The organism is Streptomyces sp. WMMB303, from assembly GCF_029351045.1.
Taxonomy (GTDB): domain Bacteria; phylum Actinomycetota; class Actinomycetes; order Streptomycetales; family Streptomycetaceae; genus Streptomyces.
In genome coordinates, this window is the sequence record NZ_JARKIN010000001.1 from 5,809,569 (window position 1) to 5,834,994 (window position 25,426).

Consider the following 25,426-nt stretch of genomic DNA (forward strand, 5'->3'; position numbering starts at 1 on the left):
ACGGATCAAACGGACAATCCCTCTAGGGATTCTCTGCTTACCGAACACGAGCGAAGGACGGTGCGCAGTCCAGGATGCACGAAGGGGCCCCACCCGTCGGGTGGGGCCCCTGTACGCGCGAGCGGACCGCTACGGAACGCAACCGGGATCGGAGAGCGGACGGCGGCGCCGCGCCTCCGGAAAAGCTCCTGCGGTCAACGCTTGGCGCGGGCCGCAGCCCGCGCGCGCTCCTTCATGTCGAGGTTCACCTTCCGGATCCGCACCGTCTCGGGCGTCACCTCGATGCACTCGTCCTCGCGGCAGAACTCCAGCGCCTGCTCCAGCGAGAGCCGCCGCGGGGGCACCAGGTTCTCCGTGGTGTCCGCGGAGGCCGCCCGCATGTTGGTGAGCTTCTTCTCCTTGGTGATGTTGACGTCCATGTCGTCGGAGCGGGAGTTCTCGCCGACGAGCATGCCCTCGTACACCTCGGTGCCGGGCTCGATGAAGATCGTGCCGCGCTCCTGCAGGTTCATCATGGCGAACGGCGTCGCCGTCCCGGGGCGGTCCGCGACCAGCGATCCACTGCGCCGCGTGCGCAGCTCGCCGAACCACGGCTCGTGCCCCTCGAAGATCGAGTGCGCGATACCGGTGCCGCGGGTCTCGGTCAGGAACTCCGTACGGAAACCGATCAGCCCGCGCGAGGGGACGAGCCACTCCATGCGCACCCAGCCGGAGCCGTGGTTGGTCATGGTCTCCATCCGGCCCTTGCGGGTCGCCATGAGCTGGGTGATGGCGCCCAGGTGCTCCTCGGGGGCGTCGATGGTCATCCGCTCGACCGGCTCGTGCAGCTTGCCCTCGATCTCGCGGGTGACCACCTCCGGCTTGCCCACGGTCAGCTCGAAGCCCTCCCGCCGCATCGTCTCCACCAGGATGGCCAGCGCCAGCTCACCGCGGCCCTGCACCTCCCAGGTGTCGGGGCGCTCGGTGGGCAGCACCCGCAGCGAGACGTTGCCGATCAGCTCGCGGTCCAGCCGGTCCTTGACCAGCCGCGCGGTGACCTTGTGGCCCTTGCCTCCCTTGCCGACCAGCGGGGAGTTGTTGGTGCCGATCGTCATCGAGATGGCGGGCTCGTCGACGGTGATCAGCGGCAGCGCCACCGGGCTCTCGGCGTCCGCCAGCGTCTCGCCGATCATGATGTCGGGGATGCCGGCGACCGCGCAGATGTCCCCCGGCCCGGCCTCGCTGGCGGGCTTGCGGGTCAGCGCCTCGGTCATCAGCAGCTCGGTGATCCGCACGTTGTGCACCGTGCCGTCCCGCTTCATCCAGGCCACCGTCTGGCCCTTCTTCAGCGACCCCTCCTTGACCCGCAGCAGCGCGATCCGGCCCAGGAAGTTGTCCGCGTCCAGGTTGGTGACGTGCGCCTGCAGCGGCGCGCCCTCCTCGTACACGGGCGCGGGCACCGTCTCCAGCAGGGTGGTGAAGAACGGCTCCAGGTTGCTGCTGTCCTCGGGCACCGCACCGTCGGCGGGCTGGGTCAGCGAGGCGACACCGTCACGGGCGCAGGCGTAGACGATGGGGAACTCGATCTGCTCCTCGTCCGCGTCCAGGTCCAGGAAGAGGTCGTAGGTCTCGTCCACGATCTCGGAGATCCGGGCGTCGGGGCGGTCCGTCTTGTTCACGCAGAGGATCACGGGGAGCCGCGCCTGGAGCGCCTTGCGGAGCACGAAGCGGGTCTGCGGCAGCGGGCCCTCGGAGGCGTCGACCAGCAGGACCACCGCGTCCACCATCGACAGGCCGCGCTCGACCTCGCCGCCGAAGTCGGCGTGACCGGGGGTGTCGATGATGTTGATGGTGACCGGGTCGCCGCCGTCCTTGGGGTGGTACCGGACCGCGGTGTTCTTGGCGAGAATGGTGATGCCCTTCTCGCGCTCCAGGTCGTTCGAGTCCATCACCCGGTCGTCGACGGATTCGAGCTGGTGGGCCGCGAAGGCTCCGGCCTGCTTGAGCATGGCGTCGACCAGGGTTGTCTTGCCGTGGTCGACGTGGGCGACGATAGCGACGTTGCGGATGTCGTGGCGCGTGGGCACTGGGGGGTGTCTCCCGGGTTGACGGATCGGGCCGCGCTTCCCCGGCCTCCCGGCCGGTGGTGCCCGGCCCTGTGCGACCGGCCGCGGTCCCTGACGCCGGGCACGGCTCGCCGCGGCCTCGTCAACCATGGTACGGCCCCGTCCGCCGAGTGCCGGACGGGGCCGTGGTAGCGGGTCCCGGCGGTCCGGCAGGCCGGGGCCGGGAGCCCGCTCAGCTCTTCCGGCGGCCCATGTCCTGGTACGCGGGAGAGGCGAAGCCGGAGGCGCCGACGTTGGCCAGGTCCCGCTTGACCGCCACGAGCTGCGGGCGCTGGTAGAGCGGCAGCGAACCGGCCACCGCCCAGATCCGCCGGTCGGCCTTCTCCATCAGCTCCTGGCGGCGCCCGTCGTCGAGCTCGGCCGCCGCCTGCTCGAAGAGCTGATCGATCCGGTCGGTACCGACGCGCGCGTAGTTCTGCTCCACCAGCAGCGAGCCGTCGGACGCAGCTCGCGGCTTGGCGAAGATCGGCCGCGCCTCGGTGGCGGGGAAGGCCGTCGCGGGCCAGGAGAACAGCGCCAGGTCGTAGTCGCCCGACGCGATGTGGTCCTTGAAGTAGCTGTCGCCGGGCACTTCCTTGATCTGGGTGCGGATGCCGACCTCGTTCAGCATCCGGGCGATTCGCTTGCCGGTGGCCCGCAGCTGCGCCGAGCCCTTTCCGCTCGGCAGCACGAACCGCAGCGCGAGCGGCTTGCCGTCCTTGCTGCGCACCGCGCTGGCCGGATCGCCCGCCAGCAGCCGCATCTCCCGGGCCGTGGCCTGCACCTTCTCGGCCGTCTCGAGCGCGGCTCTGGCCCGGCTGAGCTTGCGCTCCGAGCCGGCCTGCTCGGCGGAGGCCAGGCTGGAGTGCGCGGCCTGCGCCAGGACGGCGCCGCGCTGGGCGGTGGCCGAGGCCGCCAGACCCAGCGGCCGGTCCACGACCCGGGCGATCTGCCCGGCGGTCAGCCGTACGACGGACGCCTCGGCCGCGGCGCGGTGCGGCGCGCGGCCGCCCGCGTCGGGGGAGCCGGCCGCCGCGGGCGGCTCGGCGGGCCCGCCGTCGGCCCGGTCCTGCTCCCCGTCCTTGCCGTCCTTGCCCTTCCCCTGCTTCTTCTGCTCGCCGTCCGCCTTCCCGGCGCTCCCGTCGGCCTTCGGCCCGGCGAGGCCGCCGGTCTTCCAGCCCGCGTCGGCCAGCAGGGACTGCGCGGAGTCGAGGTCCGCGCTGCCGAAGGCCCCGCTGTTGTCCCGGTAGCCGTCCTGGTCGGCCATCCGCAGATGGCTGCCGAGCGGATCGTCCGGCAGCCCGGTGCCCGCGAGCGCCTTCTCGGCCAGCTCGTCCCGGTCGATGGCCTGCGCCACCGCGCGGCGCACCCGCTCGTCGGCGAGCGGGCCGCCGGAGGCGTTCAGGGTGAGCTGGGTGTACGCGGGGTCGAGGGCCCGGCGCACCTCGTAGTCGCCCAGGGCCCGCGCGGTGGCGGCGCCCAGCCGCTCCCGGGCCTTGCGCTTGCGTGCCTCGCGTCGCTTCGCCTCCTGCTTGCGGGCCTCCGCCGCGTTCTTGGCCCCCTCGGCCGCGTCGGGGCGCTGCGGGCCGCCCAGCCCGTTCGAGGCGCCGATCCGCTCGGCCGTCGAGGCGCCGATGTCGGCCACGTCCACCTTGCCCTTGGCCAGGGCCGCGGTCCGCTCGTCGCGGGGTACGGCTGTCAGCACGATGCTGTCCAGCTTCGCGCGATCACCCCACCAGCGGGGGTTGCGCTTGAGCAAGGTGCGGGAGCGGTCCTTGCCCGCCTTGGCCACCCGGAACGGGCCCGCGGCGGCGGGCAGCGAGGTGCGGAGGCCGTCGTTGAAGACTTTCGGGCTGCGCATGGCCTGCTTCGGGTACAGCGGTGTGAACAGCGAGCGCCAGTCCGCGTAGGGCTTGTTGAAGACGACCTTCACCTCGTCGTTCCCGTCGCCCTTGGTGATCTTCCGGATCCGGTCGTATCCGGCGTTCCGCGCGGTCCAGTAGGCGTGGTTCTTGCCGCGCAGCGCCTTCCACTGGGCCCGGAAGTCCGCCGCGCCCAGCCGCCGCCCGTCGCTCCAGCGGGCCTTGGGGTTGAGCTTGTAGACGACGGTCTGCCGCGGGTCGGTGTCGGTGACCTCGGCGCTGCGCAGGAAGTGCGGGTCGGCCTGCGGGCGGCCGCGCTTGTCGAGGGCGAACAGCGAGGGCAGGGTGGCCCCGGCCACCCGCTGGGTCGCCTCGGTCGAGTCGGGCTGGAAGACGTTGAACGTGCTGGGCGGCGCGTCCACCGCCCAGCGCAGGGTGCCGCCGGAGGCGATCTGCTGCCGCGCGGCGGCCCGTACGTCGCCACCGGCCCGGGCCGAGCCGACGTTTCCGGCCTCGGCGTCCTGCGAGTCCGAACTCCCGCACGCGGCGAGTGGCAGCGGCAGCAGCACCCCGGCGGCCAGTGCGGCCACCCAGCGCCGGGTGCGGCGCCGGCTCCTGCTCAGCGGGACGGTGGCGTACCGGCCGGGGTTCCTCTCCGACCGGGGCGGCCTCGAGGGCCTTGGTGATTCGGCTGGGACGGCTCGCATGCTGAAACCTCCGGGGCTGACCGCGCCCGCGTACGTCCACTTTCGGCGGCTTTGGCGGTTCATCACATCTTTTCGCCCCGCCGAGGGCGCCCGCACACCCGGGAGACGGGCAACACGACGTACGGAGTACACACGCCACCCGTGCGGAGCACTCCGGAGCGGCACGCGAGGAGCGCGCAGCCCCTCCCCGGCGCCCCGTGGTCACTCGGACAGGCTGACTCGCGCGGCGATCCCGTACGGGCATTCGAGGGAGCCGGGGCGACGCCCCCGGAACACCGCCCGGAACCGAGGCCCCGGCCAGGGCCTCGCAACCAGCGGTCCCACCGGCGCCCCGGAACCGGCTGCCGCGGGCCCCGGGAGCCGCCCGGGTGGCCCGTACGGCGGAAAGGCGTACCGCACCCTTCACAAGCGGGAGTGTGACGCGCAACACTCGCCACGCGCATGGACCGCGCCAGCCGCCACCACCGCGGAGGTGGGCAAGTCATGTCTCTGCACGATGAACTGACAGCCGCTCAGCGCTGCCTGGACGATCTCGCGCGCTGCGTGGGCCGACTGGAGGAACACGTCGGCACCGGCCTGGAGATCAGGCGGGTACGCAGCGACACCGAACACCTCAAGGAGTCGCTCTCCCTGCTGAGAGCCACCGCTCCGCCACCGAGGGCCGAGCCGCCCGCGGAGATGGTGACCATCCCCGACCAGCCCTACGACCCGGGCCTGTGGACGGATGTCGACGACGAGGGGCTCGGAGCGCGCGACCGGCACGCACCGTGACTCGTTGGACAGCGAGTCGTTGAAGGCACGCCCTTGCTGCCCGGGCCTGCCCTGACCCCAGCCGTCTCAACCGGAGAAACCGTTGGCCACTGGCACCGAACCCCGACCCGACGCCGGGTCCCGCCCTACCGCGGACCCGGGATCCACCGGCGTGCGTACCAGCACCCGCGCCGACATCGACGCACCGCACCTGCGCACGGACCGGTGGTGGCTCGCACCCGCCGCCACCGCGCTCGGGCTGCTGGCGTTCGTCGTCTACTCGACGTGGCGCGCGTTCGCGAACGCCGACTATTACCACGCACCGTATGTCTCGCCGTTCTACTCGCCCTGTCTGGCGGACAACTGCTCGACGATGAAGGGCGGGCCCAACTGGGGCCTTTTCGGGGAGTGGTGGGGGCTCTCCCCCGCGCTGCTCATCCTGATCTTCCCGTTGGGCTTCCGGCTCACCTGCTACTACTACCGCAAGGCGTACTACCGCGGCTTCTGGGCCTCTCCCCCGGCCTGCGCCGTCGCCGAACCGCACAAGAAGTACACCGGCGAGACCCGCTTCCCGCTGATCCTGCAGAACGTCCACCGCTACTTCTTCTACGCGGCGCTGCTGGTCGCGGGGATCCTCACCTGGGACACCGTGCTCGGCTTCCGCAACGAGGAGTACGAGTGGGGCCACATGGGCCTGGGCACGCTGGTCTTCCTCGTCAACATCCTGCTGATCTGGGCGTACACCCTCTCCTGCCACTCCTGCCGGCACATCATCGGCGGCAGGCTGCGGCACTTCTCCAAGCATCCGGTGCGCTACCGGATGTGGGGCTGGGTCGGAAAGCTCAACGAGCGGCACATGCTGCTCGCCTGGGCCTCGTTGCTCAGCGTGGCGCTGGCGGACTTCTACGTCTACCTGCTCGCCACCGGCACCTTCACCGACCCGCGGCTCTTCTGAGAGGGATACCAGCGACATGGCACACGTCGAACGTCAGCAATGGGACGTCGTCATCGTCGGCGCGGGGGGCGCCGGACTGCGGGCCGCGATCGAGGCCCGGGAGCAGGGGCTGCGTACCGCGGTGATCTGCAAATCGCTCTTCGGCAAGGCCCACACCGTGATGGCCGAGGGCGGCATCGCCGCCAGCATGGGCAACGTCAACGAGGGCGACAACTGGCAGGTGCACTTCCGCGACACCATGCGCGGCGGCAAGTTCCTGAATCAGTGGCGGATGGCCGAACTGCACGCCCGCGAGGCACCCGAGAGGGTGTGGGAGCTGGAGACGTGGGGCGCGCTGTTCGACCGCACGCCGGACGGCCGGATCTCGCAGCGCAACTTCGGCGGGCACGAGTACCCGCGGCTGGCCCACGTCGGCGACCGCACGGGCCTGGAGCTGATCCGCACGCTCCAGCAGAAGGTCGTCTCGCTCCAGCAGGAGGACTTCAAGGAGAGCGGCGACTACGAGGCCCGGATCAAGGTCTTCCAGGAGTGCACCGTCACCCAGGTCCTCAAGGAGGACGACCGGGTCTCCGGGGTCTTCTGCTACGAGCGGGAGAGCGGCCGGTTCTTCGTCCTCGATGCGCCCGCCGTCGTGCTGGCGACCGGGGGCATCGGCAAGTCGTTCAAGGTGACCTCCAACTCCTGGGAGTACACCGGGGACGGGCACGCGCTGGCGCTGCTGGCCGGCGCCTCGCTGATCAACATGGAGTTCGTGCAGTTCCACCCCACGGGGATGGTCTGGCCGCCGTCGGTGAAGGGCATCCTGGTCACCGAGTCGGTGCGCGGCGACGGCGGAGTGCTGCGCAACTCCGAGGGCAAGCGGTTCATGTTCGACTACGTCCCGGACGTCTTCAAGGAGAAATACGCCGAGTCCGAGCAGGAGGCCGACGGCTGGTACGAGGACCCGGACAGCAACCGCCGCCCGCCCGAGCTGCTGCCCCGCGACGAGGTGGCACGGGCCATCAACGCGGAGGTCAAGGCGGGACGCGGCTCGCCGCACGGCGGGGTCTTCCTGGACGTCTCCACCCGGATGCCCGCCGAGACGATCAAGCGACGGCTGCCCTCCATGCACCACCAGTTCCGCGAGCTGGCCGACGTCGACATCACGGCCGAGCCGATGGAGGTCGGCCCGACCTGCCACTACGTGATGGGCGGCGTGGACGTCGACTCGGACACCGCGGCGGCCCGGGGCGTGCCGGGGCTGTTCGCGGCCGGAGAGGTGGCCGGCGGGATGCACGGTTCCAACCGGCTGGGCGGCAACTCCCTCTCCGACCTGCTGGTCTTCGGCCGCCGGGCCGGGCTGCACGCCGCGGAGTACGCGCGCGGGCATGCCGAGGAGCGCCCGCGGGTCGGCGACGCGCAGATCGACGCGGCCGCGGCCGAGGCGCTGCGGCCCTTCGGCGTCGGCTCGGCGTCGGAGGAGGAGCGCGCGCAGGAGCCGGCGGCGGCCGAGAACCCGTACACGGTCCACCAGGACCTGCAGCGGTCCATGAACGAGCTGGTCGGCATCATCCGCCGCGAGGAGGAGATGTCCGAGGCGCTGGAGCGGCTGGCCGAACTGCGCGAGCGGGCCCGCCGGGCGAAGGTGGAGGGGCACCGGCAGTTCAATCCCGGCTGGCACCTGGCGCTCGACCTGCGCAACATGCTGCTGGTGAGCGAGTGTGTGGCCCGCGCCGCGCTGAACCGTACCGAGTCGCGCGGCGGGCACACCCGCGACGACCATCCCGAGATGGACCGCGAGTGGCGCCGCGCCAATCTCGTCTGCACCCTCGCCGCTGCCGCGCCGGAGCCTCCGGTGCCCGGCGCGGAGACGGGTGCGGTGGCCGAGGCGGAGACCGGCCGCGCCGGGCGGATCGCGCTGCGGCGCCGCGAGATGCCGCCGATCCGCAAGGACCTCCTTGAGCTGTTCGAGAAGGAGGAGTTGATCAAGTATCTGACCGACGAGGAGCTGACGAGCGAGTGACTACCGCACCGGACACGACGAGTTACGACGCGCACTTCAAGGTCTGGCGCGGCGATGTGGACGGCGGCGGCCTGGAGGACTTCACCGTCGAGGTGAACGAGGGCGAGGTCGTCCTCGACATCATCCACCGCCTCCAGGCGACCCAGGCCCCGGATCTCGCGGTCCGCTGGAACTGCAAGGCCGGCAAGTGCGGTTCGTGCAGCGCGGAGATCAACGGGCGACCCCGGCTGCTGTGCATGACCCGCATGTCGGTCTTCGACCGCGCCGAGACCATCACGGTGACCCCGCTGCGGGCCTTCCCGGTGGTGCGGGACCTGGTCACCGACGTCGGCTTCAACTACGAGAAGGCGCGGCAGGTGCCCTCCTTCGTGCCGCCGCAGGACCTGGGCCCCGGCGAGTACCGGATGCAGCAGGAGGACGTCGGGCGCTCGCAGGAGTTCCGCAAGTGCATCGAGTGCTTCCTGTGCCAGGACACCTGCCATGTGGTGCGCGACCATGAGGAGAACAAGCCGGCCTTCGCCGGGCCGCGCTTCCTGATGCGGGTCGCCGAGTTGGACATGCACCCACTGGACGCCGCAGAGGACACCGGCCTGGACCGCAAGACCGCGGCGCAGGACGACCACGGGCTCGGCTACTGCAACATCACCAAGTGCTGCACCGAGGTCTGCCCCGAGCACATCAAGATCACCGACAATGCGCTGATCCCGCTCAAGGAGCGCGCCGCCGACCGCAAGTACGACCCGCTGGTCTGGCTGGGCAACAAGATCCGCCGCCGGACGAACTGAGAGGCGAGCGTTTCGGGGCGGCCGGTGGAGCTACGACTTTCGGCAGTACCACCGGCCACCCGGCGCCCCTACCGTCAGCACCGTTGACGGATGCACGTGAGTGGACCTCGACCCACGCCCTCCTTGTCGCCGCCGGGCTCTCGGCGCTGCTGGGGGTGCTCGCCGGCCCCTGGTGGACCGGCCTGGCCGCCGGGTGCGCCTTCCTGGCCGGACGGCGCCCGGGCAGCGCTCGTGTCCCGGCCCTGTACCTGGCCGGAGCCCTCGCCGGAGGGATGGCGGTGGCCCTGGCCCGCCCCTCCTGGCTGACCGCGGGAACCCGGTTCGTGGCGGTGGTGCTCACCGCCGGGATGCTCTGCTGGTGTGCGGGCCGGTTCTGGCGGCAGTACCAGGACCTGAACCGCGCGGGCTGGGAGCGGGCCGGCCATCTGGCCAGGGAGCGTGAGCTGATCGCCGACCAGGCCCGGCTGCGCGAGCGGTCCCGTATCGCACAGGACATGCACGACGCGCTCGGCCACGAACTCAGCCTGCTCGCCCTCTCCGCGGGAGCCCTCAAGCTGGCCGACGGACTGACCGCGGCACACCGCGACGCCGCCGCGGACATCCGCAGCCGCGCCGAGAGCGCGGTGGACCGGCTCGGCACGGTCATCGGTGTACTGCGGGAGACCGCGGACGAGACCCCCACTCGCGCGCCCGGGGCCGACGTCCGGCTGCTGGCCGAGGAGGCGTCGGCGGCCGGGCTGGCCGTCACGGCGCGGATCGACGAGGTGCCGGACGGCGACGCGCACAGCCCGTCGCCGTACACGCTCCGGGACGCGTACCGGATCGTCCAGGAAGCCCTGACCAATGTCGCCAAGCACGCGCCCGAGGCCGACGTCACGGTCGAGGTGGCCCACGGCGAGGACGGGACCCGGGTGACGGTGGAGAACGCTCCGGCCCCCGCAGCGGCCACCGGTCGGGACGTCCGTCAGCACATCGGCGGATGCGGGCTGATCGGACTCGAGGAGCGGGTACGGCTGGCGGGCGGCACGCTCTCCCACGGGGCGACTCCCGAGGGCGGATTCGCCGTACGGGCCCTGCTCCCGCACACCCGCGCCCCGCAGCCGTCGGCGGCCCCGGCCACGGTCGGTGCGGGCCCCGGGCCGGAGGAGCGGTACGCCCGCCGGAGGCTGGGCCGTACGGTGCTCGTCGCCGTGACCGGCTGTCTGTCCCTGGGAGCCGTGCTGGGCGGCGCACTGGCCTGGTGGGACACGCTGGTGACCGGGCGGGCGGTACTGTCGGCCGAGGACTTCGGCATGCTGCGGGTCGGGCAGCAGCGGGAGCGGATCGCCGGGTACCTGCCGGCGGAGCAGACCCGGCACCGGCCCGCCCACACCCCGCCCCCTCCGCAGAGAGCCGGAACCACGTGCGAGTACTACGCGATGACCGCGAACCCCTTCGACGACCGCTCCGGCGACGTCTACCGGCTCTGCTTCCGCTCGGACACGCTGGTGTCGGCCGAGGTGCTGGGTGCGTGAGGAGTCCGGGGCGGTGAGCGCGACCACGATCCGGGTACTGATCGCCGACGACGAACCGATGGTGCGCACCGGTGTACGGACCATCCTGGGCACCGATCCCGGGATCGAGATCGTGGCCGAGGCGGGCGACGGCCACGAAGCGGTGGAACTGGCGTGCAGGCACCGGCCCGACGTGGCCGTGCTCGACATCCGGATGCCCAGGGGCGACGGGATCGAGGCGCTCGCCTCGCTCGGCCGGCTCGTCCCCGGCACCCGTGTGGTGATCCTGACGACCTTCGGCGAGGACGACTACATTCTGCGTGCCCTCGGCGGAGGCGCCGTCGGCTTTCTGGTCAAGGCCGGAGAGCCGGAGGAACTGCTCGCCGGCGTACGGGCGGTGGCCGACGGTGCCGCCTACCTCTCCCCGAAGGTGGCGGCCCGCGTCGTCGCGCATCTGGCGGCGGCCGACGCCGGATCATCGGCCGGGCGCCGGAGCTCGGCACGCGCCCGGGTGGACACCCTGACGCGCCGGGAGCAGGAGGTCCTCTCCCACCTCGGAGCGGGACTGTCCAACGCGCGTATCGCCCGGCGCCTGCGCGTGGTGGAGGGCACGGTGAAGGCCCATGTCAGCGCCATCCTCTCGGGTCTGGGAGTCGAGAACCGTGCGGCTGCGGCAGTGGTGGCCCACGAGGCCGGCCTGGTATCGCCCACTCCGGATCCCGGGCCGTCGGGCGGCCACGCTCCGGGAGGGCGCGGATAGCCGCACGCCGGCCGCGCGCCCACGACCGGCGTGCGTCGGGTCGGAAGCCCCGTCCACCCGCGGGGAGAGGACAGCCGCGGCCGGCGCAGGAGTGGGCTCAGCCGCGGGTTCCGCCGCCGTGCGGGGCCGGGCCGGCCCCCGGAGGTACAGAGGCCGAGGCCGCGGGTGGCGTCCCCGTCACCGCTGGGCGGACCGGGTCGCGCCGTCGGGGCCACGCCAGGACCGCCGCCGCCGCGCACGCCGCGCCCAGCAGCGCGCCCGCCAGCACATCGTGCGGGTAGTGCACCCCCACCAGCACCCGCAGCAGCGCACCCGCTCCAGACACCGGCAGGGTCACCGCCGCGAGCCGGGGCACCACCAGAGCCAACCCGACCGCCAGCGCGGCAGCCAGCGTGGCGTGGTTGCTCGGGAACGACCAGTCGCCCGGGGGCGGGCACTCCGCCACCGGATGCGCCCCGGCCAGCGCCCGGCACGGCCGCTCCTCGTCCACCACCAGCTTCAGCAGCTCGCTGGTCGCGTAGGCCACCACGGTCCCGACCCCGGTCAGCACCGCCCCCACCAGTCGGGGGTCCCGCACACCGGCGCCCCGCAGACCACTCCACGCCACCCACAGCAAGAGCAGACCCAAGGCGACCAGAGTGCCTTCCGTGGCCACTTCGAACAGCACTCCGAGCCAACCGGGGCCGTCCGACGCCATCCCACTCAGCTCCCGGTAGCCGGAGGCCGAGACGCCGCCGGTGACCCTTATGGGGCCCTCCCGGCCGAGACCGCCCGGCCAGAGCCCCCACACGGCCGTTGCGCCGAGCGCCAGCGCCGCTGTCGCGCCGTACAGCTGGCGCAGAACCGAATGCCGCCGCTCTCCTCGTTCTCTTGACATGCACGCAAGCTACGCAGCGCGCGACCTGCGGCACCCGGCGCGAAAGTGGTCCCGCCGATTGGCCGTTCGTCGGGGTTGACGTACCGCCGCTATGTGGCACACCTTTGGGCCGACCGGCGAGGTCCGGCTCGCGAGCCGCGGCGAATCCAGCCGGCCGCCCGTTCCGAGGAACCGGAAGCCACGGGTGCTCCCCGGCGCGATCCTGCCCGCAACCCCCGCAGCCCCGCGGCTTTCTCGGCGCCCTCTCTCTTCGCCGGTTTCTCACACTTCCCTTCCCCGGAGGCTCAGCCGGCCGATGAGCAGGACCGCCGCCGTCCAGCCGGCCACGACGAGGATTCCGCCCCAGGGGCCGAGGGAGGGATCCGCGTCGGCACCCACTTTCAGTGCCTGGATGCCGGCCCTGTCCGGTAGGTAGCGCGCCACGTCCTTCAGCACCGGAACGGCCTGGGTCAGCGGGGAGAGGGCGAACAGGAAGACATAGATCGCCCCCAGCGCGCACCCCGTGGAGCGCACCGCCGTGGCCACACCGAATCCGAGCAGGGCGATCAGGGTCAGATACACCGTTCCCAGCACCATGCCCCGCACCACACCGGGCTCGCCGGGTGAGGCGCCGTGAGCGCCGAGTGCCACTTGGTCGAGAAGCCAGGCAGGCACAACGGTGGCCGCGGCAAGGGGCAACGCCACGGTCACACATACGGCTGCCTTCGCCAGGTACAGCAGCCCGTGCCGGGGCACGGCCGCCAGGGACATCCGGATCATTCCGCTGCTGAACTCGCCGGTGATCAGCAGCACCCCGAAGGCGACGAGGCCCAACTGGGTGTACCAGACGATGTCGAAGCCGGAGTCCACCGGGTTGAAATCCGGACGCACCCGGCCGTTGTCGGCGTCGAGTGCGCGCCCGACCGAGAGGCCGGAGACCAGAGCCAGGCCGGTGCTGACCACGAACGTGGCCACCAGCACGGCGAGTGTGGAGCGGAGCGTGCAGACCTTCGTCCACTCCGCGCGGATCGCCGCGAGCAACGCACGGCGGCGGGCGGCCCGCTGGACGCTCACCCCAAAGGAGGGCTCGGCCCCGGAACTTCCCCGCGTTGCCGAGGCCGCCCCGGAGGACGGCGGGTCCGACGGGCCGGGGCCGGGAGTCGCGGAGCCGGTCTCAACGCGCGGCATGCGCGCCACCTCCCCGCAGGGCGACTCCTGCGCCGCCGGAGCACCCGGGCTCGCGTGCGGTCATCTCGAGGAACGCCTCTTCCAGCGACGTCGACTCCGCCGCCAGCTCGTCGACTCCGATCCCGTGTGAGCGGGCCAACTTCGCCACGTCGCGGCTCTCCATCCCCGTGACCCGCAGGGTGTCGCCGCTCTCCGGCTCGGCCTCCGCACCGGCTTCCCGCACTATCCCGCGCAGCCGTCCGGGCTCGTGGCTGCGGACGCGGACCACACTGCGGCAGTGCTCGGCGGTGAAGTCCGAGAGGCTCATGTCGGCAAGCAGCCTGCCGTGCCCGATGATGATCAGCTGGTCGGCGGTGACGGCCATCTCGTTCATCAGATGGCTGGAGAGCAGCACGGTGTGCCCGGCGGCGGCCCGCTCCTTGAGCAGGTTCCGGAGCCAGCGCACGCCTTCCGGATCGAGCCCGTTGACGGGCTCGTCCAGCAGCAGCACCTCCGGGTCGCCCAACAGTGCGGCGGCGATGCCCAGCCGTTGGGACATACCGAGTGAGAAGCCGCCGGATCTGCGTTCCGCCGCTTCGGAGAGACCGACCATGTCGAGCACCTCGCGCACCCGGGACGGTGGAATCCGGTGGGTGCGTGCCAGCCACAGCAAGTGGTGCCGGGCGCTACGGGTGCGCTGGGTCGATGTGGCGTCCAACAGTCCTCCGACATGCAGCAGCGGATCCGTCAGCTCCCGGTAGGGCTTGCCGAACAGCAGGGCCCGGCCCGCGTCCGGCACGCCGAGGCCGAGCAGCAGCCGGAGTGTGGTCGACTTGCCCGCGCCGTTGCGGCCGAGGAATCCGGTGACCTTTCCCGGCCGGACCACGAAGCTCAGGTCGTCGACGGCCCGCGTGGGGCCGTAGGACTTGGTCAGATGCTGGACTTCAATCACCCCCCGAGCATGTCTGCGGGCACCGTCCGCGCGCATCGCACCGGGCTCCGAAGTTCGGAGGCGACCGGGGGTGGACGCCTCCCGGTCCGGGACACGCGCTTCCTACCGTGGTCCGACCTACCGTGGTCCGAGGTGCGGAAGCCGGGTTCCGGGCTACGGTGTGCGCGTGGCCGGTGACTCCGGGAAGAGCGGGGAAGAGCAGCGTCACGGGCAGTTGCAGGGCGATCCGACCCGGCGTCGGCTCGTGGCATGGGACGGTGCCGCGGCGCTGGCCTTCGCCCTGCTCTACGTCATGCTGTCGCCGGTACAGCGCGGGGCCCCGGCTCCCGCTGCGCTCGAGGTACCGCTGCTCCTCTCGATGAGCCTGCCGCTCGCGGTGCGGCGCGTGTGGCCGCGCAGCGTGCTGCTGCTCGTCGTGACCGCTTCGGCGACGGCGGCGGTGCTGGACGTGCTCCTGGAGCCGTTCCTGGCCGTGGCGTACGCGCTGTACCCGGTCGCCGTCTCCACCACCCGGGCGGGCCGGGTGGCGCGGTGGGTCGTCGTCGGCTGCAGCGGGCTGACGTTGCTGCTGCTCGTCGCCGGTGGCACGCCGACCGCCGCCCTCGGCGCGAGACTTCCCGCCTGGCTGTCCGGCCTCATCGTGTGCGGGCTGACCTGGGCCTCGGGGCAGGCCGTCCGGGAGCGGCGCGGATATGCCGAGCGAGCGGCCAGGGAGCTGGCGCAGAACGCGGTGGCCCAGGAGCGGCTGCGGATCGCGCGCGAACTGCACGACGTGGTCGCGCACCACGTCGGAGTGATCGCGGTGAAGGCGGGGGTCGCGCGCCATGTGGCGGCGACGGCGCCCGAGGAAGCCGCCGAGGCGCTGCGGGTGATCGACCTGGAGAGCCGTACGGCGCTTCAGGAGATGCGCGGAATCCTGGGTCTGCTGCGCACCCGGCCCGACGGCGAGGAAGGACCGCGCCATCCGGACCGCAGCCTCGGCAACGAGGCGGACATCCACGCCATGGTCCGGCGCGCGGCCGAGTCCGGCGTGGAGGTCGAGCTGAGCGTCGAGGGACTGGCCAGGCTGCCGGACGGAGTAGCCCGAGCCGGGCACCGCGTGGTGCAGGAGGCACTGACGAACGTCATCAAACACGCCGCGCCCTGCTACTGCCGGGTCGCCCTGGTCGCCGGACTCGACGGGTTGCTGCTCGACATCGTCGACGACGGCGGGAATTGGCAGACACACGGGCGCCGGGGCCCCATGCACCACCCGCTGCCCAGAGCGGCTCGTGCCACGCGCGAGGGGGCGGCCGGTCCGACCGGCGGCGAGACAGTGGCCGCTTCGACGCGGGCCACGGGGCACGGGCACGGACTGCTCGGCATGCGCGAGCGCGTGGCGATGTACGGCGGTGAACTGACGGCGGCTCCGCTGCCGGGCGGTGGCTTCGCGGTGCGAGCCCGGATCCCGCTGCGCGGACGACGGGCGTCCCCGGAGGACACCGAGCGGGAGACGGCTCAGCAGAGTGGGCAGGACACGATGCACAAGGCGGCACGACCGAGATGAGCAATCCACCCGAACCGGTCCGGGTACTGATCGCCGACGACCAGAAGTTGTTGCGCGAGAGCTTCCGGGTGCTGGTGGACGCCGAACCGGGACTCCGGGTCGTCGGGCTGGCGGAGGACGGCGACGCCGCGGTGCGGCTGGCGCTGGAGGAGCAGCCGGACGTGGTCCTGATGGACGTGCGGATGCCCGGCCTCGACGGGATCGAGGCGACGCGGCAGATCCGATCGCACCCGGACGCGACGGGCGTGCGGGTGCTGGTGCTGACCATGTTCGACATGGACTCGTATGTGTTCGACGCCCTGCGGGCCGGGGCCGGCGGCTTTCTGCTCAAGGATGTGGCCCCGGCCGATCTGGTACGGGCCATCCGTACGGTCGCCGCGGGCGAGGGGTTGCTGGCGCCGAGTGTCACGTACCGCTTGATCGAGGAGTTCTGCCGCCTGCCACGGGGTGCGCCCGACGTCTCCGACAGCCTTGCGCCGCTGACGGGGCGCGAGCGCGAGGTTCTGCTGCTGGTGGTGAAGGGCCTGACCAACATGGAGATCGCCGGCGAACTCCATGTCTCGATGGCGACGGTGAAGACGTACATCGGACGGCTGTTGGACAAGCTCGGGGCCCGGGACCGCGTCCAGTTGGTGATCGCCGGCTACGAACACGGCCTCGTCACCCCGGTGAAGCGGGGCTGAGACCACGAGGCGGCGGCAGCGGGGGCATCGGCAGGGGTGTGCGGCCGGGTCCGGCCGCACACCCCTGCTTTCGAGGAATCCGGCCGTACCGGAATGAGATGTCGCGCTCCGTCATGTCCGTGGACCGGGCCGAGGCCGCTCAGAACAGGTTCAGCAGCGCCTCGGTCGGGTCCGGCGCCGCCGCCCCTTCCTCGGGGCGGGGCAACTGGAACCAGACGGCCTTGCCCGAGGGCACCCGACGGCTTCCCCAGCCGGTGGAGAGCAGGTCGACCAGTTGCAGTCCCCGGCCGCCCTCGTCGGTGTCCCGGGCCCGGCGCCTGCGCGGCTGGACCTGTCCCGCGTCCCACACCTCGCACACCAGCGTCCGCTCCAGCAGCAGCCGGAGCCGGATGTTCCCCTCGCCGTACCGCAACGCGTTGGTGACCAGTTCACTGACCAGCAGCTCGGCGGTGTCACTGAGCGCTTCCAGGTCCCAGGCGGCGAGCTGCTCACACATCAGGTCGCGGGCCCGCGCGACCGACCGCGGCTCGGGCGGCAGGGTCCAGTCACCGACGTGCTCGGGGTCCAGCCCCTGTACTCGGGCGACGAGGAGGGCGATGTCGTCCTCGCCGTGGTGCACGTTGAGGGTGCGCAGCACACGGTCCGCGGTGTCCTCCAGCGGCTCGGCGGCGTCGGTGAGCGCCGAGCGGAACCGGTCCAGGCCCTCGTCCAGCGGATGGTCCCGGGACTCGACCAGGCCGTCGGTGTAGAGGGAGAGCATCGCCCCCTCCGGCAGTTCGATCTCGATCTCCTCGAACGGCTCGCCGCCCACGCCGAGCGGCACCCCCTTGGGCACTTCCAGCAGCAGCGCGGGCTCGCCCGGCTCGACCATGATGGGCGGCAGATGCCCGGCGTTGGCGAAGGTGCAGCGCCGGGAGACCGGGTCGTAGACGGCGTAGATGCACGTGGCCAGGTAGACCTCGGACAGGTCGGTGTCACTGCCCCGCTGGCCCCGCTGGGAGTGCTGCTTGCGCGGATCACCCAGACCGCGCGCGATCTCGTCCAGCGCGCCCAGCACCTCGGCGGGTTCCATGTCGGTGAGGGCGAGGGTGCGTACGGCGGTGCGGAGTTCTCCCATGGCCACCGCGGCCCGCAGCCCGCGCCCCATCACGTCGCCGACGACGATGGCGGTGCGGTGTCCGGGCAGTTCGATGACGTCGAACCAGTCGCCGCCGACCTCGGTCGCCGGATTGCCCGGCAGGTAGCGGCAGGCGATCTCCAGCCCGGCGGCCTCCGGGTCGCCTGGCGGCAGCAGGCTGCGCTGCAGGATGAGGGCGCGCTCGTGCTCCCGCCGGTAGAGGCGGGCGTTGTCGATGCAGACGGCGGCGCGGGCCGCCAGCTCGGCGGCGAGGGCGCCGTCGCGCTCGCCGAACGGCTCGCTGCCCTTGGCCCGGGAGAACTGCGCGAGGCCCAGCACCCGGTCCCGGGCGACCATGGGCACGGCGAGCGTCGACTGCACGACGGCGCCGAACTGCGCCGGTACGGTGCCGTCCTGGCCGGGGATGTTCTGCACCCTGCCGGTGCGCAGTGCGGTGGCGAACGGGGAGTGCTCGGCGTAGCAGTGCGTGGAGCCCACCTCCGCGGGCTGCCCCGGCTGCGCGGCTGCGGACGCGGTGCCGTCGGCCAGGGCGCGGGCCGCGGCGCCCTCCGCCGGGTCCGCGCCGTCCGGTGCGGCTGTGCCCTGCGGGGCGCCGCGCGGGCGGATCACGGCTTCGCCGGACCGCGCCTCCTTGTCGGGAAGCACGTATCCATAGGGGGTGTTGGCGACGGCGCTGGCGAAGGCGACCCGGCGCAGCTCTCCGCGCGGCGAGCCGACCGGCCCCCGGCGGCGCCGGGGCAGCCCGCCGGACAGGCGGCTCTCGGCCGCCTCGCACCGGCCGGATTCCGGTCCGTCGGAGGAGCCTTCGGGGCCGTCGGTGTCCTCGGGAGGCGTCGGTCCGACGGGGCGGGGTTCGTCCCCGGCCAGCACGCTCTCGTAGAGGTCGACGGAGGCCAGGTCGCAGAACTGGGGCACCGCCACGTCCAGCAGTTCGCGGGCGGTGGTCTCCAGGTCCAGTGAGTTGCCGATCCGCGCGCCCGCGGCGTTCAGCAGGGCCAGGGCACGACGTACGTCGTCCTGCTTACCGGCCGCCTCCACCGGGATATCGCTCAATGCCGCCCCTTCCACTGCCGGTGCTCGCCTCCGGTCCGAGAAGTGTGGCAGGCCGGAGAGCCATCCGGAGCCCGCTCTTCCCGATCGCCACAAGTCTTCCTTGTCACGACGAGGCAATACGCGCACACCCCCGCTGTTCACGGGAGTCACCCCTGACTCCTAACCAGGGAATGCCGGATCGAACCCCAGGAGTGCGCACCGGCCACGGACCGAGCCGGGCCGGGGTTTCGCGCCACCCCACGCCACCCGAGCCGCATCCGGTGCTGCTGTTGCGGACGGGGCGACCGGCACCGTCCCGGTCCACTCAGGGCAGCGGCAGTTCGAACCACACCGTCTTGCCTTCGGGGCCGTGCCGGGTGCCCCAGCGGCGGGCCTCGCTGGCCACCATCTGGATCCCCCGGCCGCCCTCCTGCTCCTCGGTGACGATGCGCTCGCGGGGCGGTTCGGGAAGCAGGTCGGACACCTCCACGATCAGCGATCCGGCCGGGCCGGCCGGATCGCGGCCGATGTCGCGTACCACCCGTACTCCGACGGGACCGTGCGCGTACCGCAAGGCGTTGGTGACCAGTTCGCTCACCAACAGCACACAGGTGTCCTCCAGATCGCTGAGCCGCCACTCGCGCAGTGTCTTCCGAACGGCTTCCCGCGCCCTGCGCACGGCGTAGCTGCCGGGGGTGAAGGACCAGGAGGCGGCGGTGTGCCCGGGCAGTCCGCCGAGTCTGGCCATCAGCAGCGCGACGTCGTCCCCCGTGCCGGGCCGGCCCCGGGCCCCGGAGTGCTGCCCGCGCAGCGAGTCGATGAGCAGGTCGCAGGAGTTCTCCAGCCCGCCGCAGCCGGTGGCACCGACGGGCCCCGCCGAGACGTGGGCGCCCGCGCCGTTCCAGGTGCACCCGTCCTCGGGTGCCGACCGGCGGGAGCCGGGACCGGCGAGCAGCGCACAGACCCGGTCGATGCCCTCGGTGATGTCCTCGCCTCTGCTCTCGACCAGGCCGTCGGTGTACAGCACCAGGGTGCTCCCCTGCTCGACCTCGGTCTCGGTCAGCGGGTACTCCTGGTCCGGTTCGGGGCCGACGACGCCGAGCGGGACGCCCGAGGGCACGTCGACGGGCCGGGCCCGGCACCCGCTCTCACCCTCGCGGGTGACCAGCAGCGGCGGCACATGACCCGCGCTGGCCATGGTCAGCACTCCGCATCGGGAGCCCGCCGAGGTGGGAGCCGGTTCGTAGACGGCGTACAGACAGGTGGCCATCAGGGGGTCGTCGGGCCCGTGGGAGAGGTCGTCGCCCACCGTGCTGACCCGGGCGAGCAGTTCGTCCGGCGGCAGGTCGAGGCCCGCCAGCGTGCGGACGGCGGTACGCAGCCGTCCCATCGTGACCGCCGCGTGCAGTCCGTGCCCCATCACGTCGCCGACCACGAAGGCGACCCGGCCGCCCGGCAGCGGGATGACGTCGAACCAGTCGCCGCCCACCTCGGTGCCGCTGCTGCCCGGGACATAGCGGTAGGCGAGGTCGACGCCCGGCGGCTCGGGGATGCGCTGCGGCAGCAGGCTGCGCTGGAGCATCAGCGCGCCCTCCCGCTCGCGCGCGTACAGCCGGGCGTTGTCCAGGAAGGTGCCGGAGCGGTCGGCCACTTCCGTCGCGAGCGCGCGGTCGTCGTCCCCGTACGGCTCGTCCTGCTGCGCCCGGCTCACCAGCAGCAGCCCGAGTACGGTGCCGCGCGCCCGCAACGGCACCGCCATCAGCGAGTGCACCCCCAGCTCGAAGGTGGCCTCGACCCGGGGGTCGCCGGACCGGGTCGCGCGCAGGATCTCCTCGGGTGTACCGGCGAGTTGCGGCATCCCGCTGTCCAGTGCCCGGCCGAGCAGCGACTCGCGTTCGTACCGGACCTCGCTGCCGAGGCGCAGCAGATGCTCCACCCGCTCGCCGCCTTCCCGGGCGGCGAACCCGAACAGGCGCAGTGGTGTGCCGACGGGAATCACCGATTCGGGCAACTCTCCCCCGACGGCGACCTCGTCGCGCAGCATGATGCCGGCGTAGCCGGCGAACCGCGGCACCAGCACCTCGGCGAGTGCCTGCGCGATGGCGTGGACGTCCAGCAGGTTGCCGAGTGCCACGCCGACCTCGTCGAGCAGGGCGAGCCGCTGCCGTGCCGCCTCCGCTTTGTTGAGCGCCTCCAGCCGCTCGGTGATGTCCATGACCGTGCAGCTCACTCCGCGCACCGTGCCGCTGCGGTCGGTGATCCGGGCGTAGGAGAGGGAGCGGGCTCCTCTGCCGTCGGGCGCGGTGGTCACCAGGTCCACGACCGAGCGCCCGGTCTCCAGCACCCTGGACTGGATCTGCAGCACCTCCTCGGCCATGGCGGCCGGGAGCAGGTCGGCGACGGTGTGGCCGATGAGCTCGCCGCGGGTGGCGTTGTTCAGCCGTACGAGGGCGTCGTTGAAGCGCACGAAGCGCCGCTCGGTGTCGAAGACCGCGATGCCCAGCGGCGAGGAGGCGAACAGGGCGTCCAGCACGGCCAGATCGTGCTCGACGGCGCGCAGCCGACTGGTCTCCATGATGCTGGCCAGCACGAACGGACGCTGCTCGGTGTCCCGCAGCATCGAGCCGCGGCCCTCGACCTCGACCACGTTCCCCGCCCGGTGGCGGATGTGCAGGATGCCCTGCCAGCTTCCGGTGCGCCCGAGGCTGTTGCGGCGGGCGCGGCGCTCGGCCTCGTCACTCTCGACGAAGTCCTCGATCGAGCGTCCGACGGTGTCCTCGGCCGACCAGCCCAGGATCTCCTGGGTGGTCGGGCTCCAGACCAGGACGGTGCCGTGCCCGTCCAGCATGACGACACCGACGCGGAGGGTGTCCAGGAGCGAGGTCGCCTCGTCGGCGGGTTCGGTGCTCACACGGCCCACGCCCCTGGTCGGGAACTGGATACCTACAACGTGGGCTCATTATCCACATGTCGGACATCGGGTGCGAAGGGGCACACGCGGAGCGCCGCGTCCGACGCCGGGGCGACGGGAAAGGGGACGCCTGGGCGACGGGAAGAGGGACGAGGGGGCGACGGGAAAGGGGACGAGGGGGCGGGTGCGACGTCAGCCGCGACCGCCGTCCATGTGTTCCGGGTGCGCAGCCAGCCGGTCCCGGTGCTCCACCAGGTACCCCTCGGCCTGTTCGCTCAGCCGTTCGGCGAGATGCTGCGCCTCGGCCCGGGTGGCATAGCTGCCGACGCGGTAGCGGTTGCCGTGGCAGTCCTGGCGGATGAGCTGCCAGGGCAGCACCGCGTCACTGTCGCCGCTCGCACTTCGCATATGCCGGAGCTTACGCCCGGCCCTCACTCACCGCATTCGGCTTTGCACATTGTGGTCAACATTTCGGCCAGGCGTTCGTCCGGTTGACGGCGGCTCCCCGGCGCACTTCAGCAGCAGAACCGCACCGTAGGCGCTGGGGACGGCTACTTCACCGGCAGGTGGTACGCCAGCTTGAACCGGTCGGCGGGCACCACCACATCCGCCGTCTCCACCGGGCGCTTCCCCGCGTAGTAGGTCCGTGCGATCACCAGCACCGCGTGCCCGGGGACGCCGCCCAGCGCCGCCATCTCCCCCGCCCGCCCGGGGCGGCTCGCGACCTCCTCCGTGACGTTGTCCACCACCAGGTCGATCGCCGCCATCCGCTCCACCACCCCCCGGCCGCCCAGCGGGCCCTCCTCGGGCAGCATCACCGGGGTCCGGCCCGTCACCGCCAGCGGCTCCCAGGAGACGGAGAGCATCACCGGGTCGCCGCCGACATGGAAGACGTAGCGGGTGCGCATCACCCGGTCGCCGCGCTCGATGAACAGCCGCTCGGCGATGTCGGCCGAGGCGTCCCCCTGTTCGCTCTGCGACTCCCAGGTACCCCGCACCCGCTCGTCGGACTGCTCCTGGCGGAAGGGAGTGCACTCCCCCAGCGAGCGGTAGCCGGTGCGGGAGACCCGGCGGGCGGCGGGCAGTTCCCGCACATAGGTCCCGGAGCCGGAACGGCCCTCGACCAGCCCCTCCGCCATCAGCACCTTGCGCGCCTCCAGCGCGACCGTGTCCGAGACGCCGTACTCCTCGCGGATGCGGGCCTGCGACGGGAGACGGGTATGCGGCGGAAGGGACCCGTCCGCGATCTTGCTGCGCAGATCCGAGGCCACGCGCAGGTACGCGGGTTGCTCACCGAATGGCACGTGTGCCCTCCCCGTTTCGGCCAGATGCTGAGTGAAGCTGACTGGTACCGGGCGATACTGACGGTCAGCAACAGCTTGACAACAGAGTGTTGTTGGCCGCAACGGTCGGCCAAAGTTTCACCCGATGTGATGAGCACCTGCTCAGGCCTGCCGACCCGCCCACGACAGCGCGCCGCGGGGCGGGCAGTCGGCGGACCCCGGGAACGGGAACGACGCCCTGGCCGAGGAACGGTACGGTGCGCGGAGCCGATGATCTGCCGCACCACCGGCCACTCGGGCCGGATGCACCCCACACACACCAAGGCCGCACCCGCCGCCCCAGTCGCTCCGCAACGACGACGACACACCACTCCCGCACTGGAGAGCGCACCCGATGACGTTCCGGCAGCACATGAGGCAGCAGACGGTCAGCACTCTGCCGGAGCTGACCGGCAGACCGGCCTCCGACGTCTACGCCGTCACGTTCCGCATCGACAGCGTCGACCAGGACCCGCGCTTCCCCTACCTGGCACTCGGCTGCACCACGGAAGACGAGCCGGCCCGGCTGCTCGCACAGCCGGACGCACCGGACCCCTGGGAAGCCCGCTGGCACTACGCCTACTTCCCCCCATCGGGCCTGGAGGGGATCCGTGTCCTGGGGCACCACACGGAACACGACGCGCACGGCGCCGCACTGCACCGCCGAGAGGCCGAAGCGGACGGCCTCTGGTACGAGGACGACGCCCCCGACCATGTGCAGGACGAGCGCGGAGCACTCCTCGACGCCCGGTTCCGCGAACTCTGCGTCGACCTGGCCCGGCTGCTCCACACCCAAGGCGACCTGGTGCGCGTCCTCGGACGGCCGGTACCGGTCCTCCTCTACGACATGTTCGACCCCGAGGCGATGTTCACCCTCACCCGCTCCGCCAACCCACCCGGGCCGGTGGCGGACTTCCTGGCCGGGGACGAGCCACCCGGCTGAGTCCGGAGGGCCGTTCGCGGAGGTGCGATCCGGCAGGGCCGCACGCACGACGGGCTGCGGTACAGAGCGCGAGGTTGCACCGCCCACCCGCAGAACACCCCAGACATAGACGCGTCCGGGCATTTCGCATGCGTGCCTCCGCGAACTCATCTCTTCGACATACCGCACACACCGCGTCGGCAAAGAAGTGCCCATGCAACCCTGGCAAATCGGGCTTGTCCGGGGCATGATCCTCTTCGGACAACCCGACGGGCTCGCCGCTCGGGAAACCTGGGAATGAGGAGAGTGGGGGGCGTATGTCCCGTATCAAGCGTGCTCTGAGCGTGGCGGTCGGCGCCGCCGCCTGTGTCGCCCTGGCGCAGGCCCCGGCGAACGCAGTCGGTTCCTGGCACATCGCGGACGCGTCGAACGGCCGCGGAACCGGGGCGTTCAACAGCGGCGACAACAACAAGTTCCGGATCGCGGACACCAAGGCGGACGGCTACAGCATGGTGCTCCGCATCAAGCTCCCCGGCCGCTCCGAGATCACGTGGTGCGACGACCGCAACGGTGCGAACAACGGGTACGAGTACTGCAGGATCAGCAACATCCCGCACAACACCGAGGTCCAGATCAAGGCCTGCGCGAAGGACTTCAGCGGCGGCCTTCCGGGGTGGATCGACTGCTCCTACTGGATCAAGGACTACACCAGCTGACGGGCGGGCGGGGTGGCGGTACCGAACGCGCGGATTCCGCCACCCGCCCGCGCACCGGCCGGGTGCGTCCGCGCGCCACGGCCTCGTCCGCCGGCTCCGCACGACCGGCCGGACGAGACCTAGCCGGCCGGCTCGGTGGGCGGGGTGCCCTCCCCCGCCCGCATCGCGAACAGGACCATCGTCGCGCTCACCCGCACCGCGCCGTCCGTACCGGGCGGCAGCGCACAGCGGTGCAGTTCGTCCCCCACTTCTCTGGCGCGCTCGCGCACCCCGGCCCACACCTCCGGCTCCAGCCAGACCTCCGCGTCGGTCATCTCCCCCCGCACCCCGGTGTCCCGCTGGGCCGTACGCCGCCGCAACTCCTCGCCCAGCGCGCCGGCCAGAGCGAGATACGCGTCGACGCCCTGCGACATGCCGCGGCCGAGGCGGTCTCCGCTGTCCGGGTCGTGGCGGTAGCGCTTGGCCGTGCCGCCCCGTACGGCCACCTCGCCCACCGCGTCCACGAGCCCGGCCTTGTGCAGCCTGCGCAGGTGGTAACTGACGTTCGCCTGCGACTGGTCCAGGGTCCGGGCCGCCTCCGCCGCGCTGTACGCCTCTCCGGTCAGCAGGGAGAGCAGTCGCAGCCGCAGCGGATGGGCCAGCACCCGCAGATCCGCCATGGACGCTTCGGAGGCCCCGGAACCGGCGGCGGCGCCTGGAGCGGCAGCGGCACGGGAGGGCTGCGCGTCGGTCGGGTCGGGCGGGCCGGGCGAGTCGGTCGGGCCGGAGCGGGAGTGCGGCATC

At 72.2% G+C, this 25,426-nt stretch carries 20 protein-coding genes; 10 read left to right on the forward strand and 10 right to left on the reverse strand.

The features are described 5' to 3' along the window. Positions 1-194: 194 nt before the first annotated feature. Both typA and P2424_RS25235 read right to left on the reverse strand, forming a co-directional pair. Positions 195-2,066, reverse strand: coding sequence for a translational GTPase TypA (typA, locus tag P2424_RS25230; RefSeq protein ID WP_276478000.1), 1,872 nt, complete (start codon positions 2,064-2,066; stop codon positions 195-197). Between the two features lie 211 nt (positions 2,067-2,277). Beyond that, positions 2,278-4,536 (reverse strand): ABC transporter family substrate-binding protein, encoded by a 2,259-nt coding sequence (locus P2424_RS25235; protein ID WP_276478001.1) that lies wholly within the window; start codon positions 4,534-4,536, stop codon positions 2,278-2,280. Between the two features lie 600 nt (positions 4,537-5,136). Here P2424_RS25235 and P2424_RS25240 point away from each other — a divergent pair. The 6 genes from P2424_RS25240 (at position 5,137) to P2424_RS25265 (ending at position 11,398) form a co-directional block, all read left to right on the forward strand. Continuing rightward, complete coding sequence (locus P2424_RS25240; RefSeq protein WP_276478002.1) at positions 5,137-5,424, forward strand: hypothetical protein; 288 nt, start codon at positions 5,137-5,139, stop codon at positions 5,422-5,424. A gap of 151 nt (positions 5,425-5,575) precedes the next feature. Further along, a complete protein-coding gene (locus P2424_RS25245) occupies positions 5,576-6,358 on the forward strand; it encodes a hypothetical protein (protein ID WP_276478003.1) in 783 nt (260 codons plus the stop codon). A 16-nt stretch (positions 6,359-6,374) separates the two neighbouring features. Then, complete coding sequence (locus P2424_RS25250) at positions 6,375-8,360, forward strand: fumarate reductase/succinate dehydrogenase flavoprotein subunit (protein ID WP_276478004.1); 1,986 nt, start codon at positions 6,375-6,377, stop codon at positions 8,358-8,360. Beyond that, positions 8,357-9,145, forward strand: coding sequence for a succinate dehydrogenase/fumarate reductase iron-sulfur subunit (locus P2424_RS25255; protein ID WP_276478005.1), 789 nt, complete (start codon positions 8,357-8,359; stop codon positions 9,143-9,145). Before P2424_RS25250 ends, P2424_RS25255 begins: the two co-directional genes overlap by 4 nt. Before the next feature lie 83 nt (positions 9,146-9,228). Further along, positions 9,229-10,659 carry a histidine kinase gene (locus P2424_RS25260; RefSeq protein WP_276478006.1) on the forward strand — a complete coding sequence of 477 codons (1,431 nt, stop codon included), beginning with the start codon at positions 9,229-9,231 and terminating at the stop codon, positions 10,657-10,659. A 13-nt stretch (positions 10,660-10,672) separates the two neighbouring features. Further along, on the forward strand, positions 10,673-11,398 hold the full coding sequence (locus P2424_RS25265) for a response regulator transcription factor (protein ID WP_276478007.1): 726 nt from the start codon (positions 10,673-10,675) through the stop codon (positions 11,396-11,398). A gap of 97 nt (positions 11,399-11,495) precedes the next feature. On the opposite strand, the gene P2424_RS25270 is transcribed toward P2424_RS25265, so the two are convergent. The 3 genes from P2424_RS25270 to P2424_RS25280 all read right to left on the reverse strand — a co-directional run bounded on the left by P2424_RS25270 (position 11,496) and on the right by P2424_RS25280 (position 14,373). Continuing rightward, positions 11,496-12,275, reverse strand: coding sequence for a phosphatase PAP2 family protein (locus P2424_RS25270; RefSeq protein ID WP_276478008.1), 780 nt, complete (start codon positions 12,273-12,275; stop codon positions 11,496-11,498). Between the two features lie 261 nt (positions 12,276-12,536). Continuing rightward, positions 12,537-13,328, reverse strand: coding sequence for an ABC transporter permease (locus P2424_RS25275; protein ID WP_276478009.1), 792 nt, complete (start codon positions 13,326-13,328; stop codon positions 12,537-12,539). A 100-nt stretch (positions 13,329-13,428) separates the two neighbouring features. Beyond that, a complete protein-coding gene (locus P2424_RS25280; RefSeq protein WP_276478010.1) occupies positions 13,429-14,373 on the reverse strand; it encodes an ATP-binding cassette domain-containing protein in 945 nt (314 codons plus the stop codon). A 166-nt stretch (positions 14,374-14,539) separates the two neighbouring features. Between P2424_RS25280 and P2424_RS25285 the strand changes: the two genes are divergently transcribed. Both P2424_RS25285 and P2424_RS25290 read left to right on the forward strand, forming a co-directional pair. Then, a complete protein-coding gene (locus tag P2424_RS25285) occupies positions 14,540-15,919 on the forward strand; it encodes a histidine kinase (RefSeq protein ID WP_276478011.1) in 1,380 nt (459 codons plus the stop codon). Then, positions 15,916-16,602, forward strand: a complete 687-nt coding sequence (locus tag P2424_RS25290) for a response regulator transcription factor (RefSeq protein ID WP_276478012.1) — start codon at positions 15,916-15,918, stop codon at positions 16,600-16,602. The genes P2424_RS25285 and P2424_RS25290 overlap by 4 nt, the downstream gene beginning before the upstream one ends. 139 nt (positions 16,603-16,741) lie before the next feature. Here the strand turns inward: P2424_RS25290 and P2424_RS25295 are convergent, their stop codons facing one another. The 4 genes from P2424_RS25295 to P2424_RS25310 form a co-directional block, all read right to left on the reverse strand. Next, positions 16,742-18,844 (reverse strand): SpoIIE family protein phosphatase, encoded by a 2,103-nt coding sequence (locus P2424_RS25295; protein WP_276479123.1) that lies wholly within the window; start codon positions 18,842-18,844, stop codon positions 16,742-16,744. A 253-nt stretch (positions 18,845-19,097) separates the two neighbouring features. Next, entirely contained in the window at positions 19,098-21,683 is a 2,586-nt protein-coding gene (locus tag P2424_RS25300) for a SpoIIE family protein phosphatase (protein WP_276478013.1), read from the reverse strand. 192 nt (positions 21,684-21,875) lie between these two features. Beyond that, positions 21,876-22,091: an SPOR domain-containing protein gene (locus P2424_RS25305; protein ID WP_276478014.1), complete on the reverse strand. Its 216-nt coding sequence runs from the start codon at positions 22,089-22,091 to the stop codon at positions 21,876-21,878. Positions 22,092-22,234: 143 nt separating this feature from the next. After that, entirely contained in the window at positions 22,235-22,987 is a 753-nt protein-coding gene (locus P2424_RS25310; RefSeq protein ID WP_276478015.1) for a GntR family transcriptional regulator, read from the reverse strand. Positions 22,988-23,378: 391 nt separating this feature from the next. Here P2424_RS25310 and P2424_RS25315 point away from each other — a divergent pair, with 391 nt between their 5' ends. Next, complete coding sequence (locus P2424_RS25315) at positions 23,379-23,948, forward strand: hypothetical protein (protein ID WP_276478016.1); 570 nt, start codon at positions 23,379-23,381, stop codon at positions 23,946-23,948. A 296-nt stretch (positions 23,949-24,244) separates the two neighbouring features. Beyond that, positions 24,245-24,643 (forward strand): hypothetical protein, encoded by a 399-nt coding sequence (locus P2424_RS25320; protein WP_276478017.1) that lies wholly within the window; start codon positions 24,245-24,247, stop codon positions 24,641-24,643. 119 nt (positions 24,644-24,762) lie between these two features. On the opposite strand, the gene P2424_RS25325 is transcribed toward P2424_RS25320, so the two are convergent. Continuing rightward, entirely contained in the window at positions 24,763-25,425 is a 663-nt protein-coding gene (locus P2424_RS25325) for a helix-turn-helix domain-containing protein (protein WP_276478018.1), read from the reverse strand. Position 25,426: the final 1 nt, after the last annotated feature.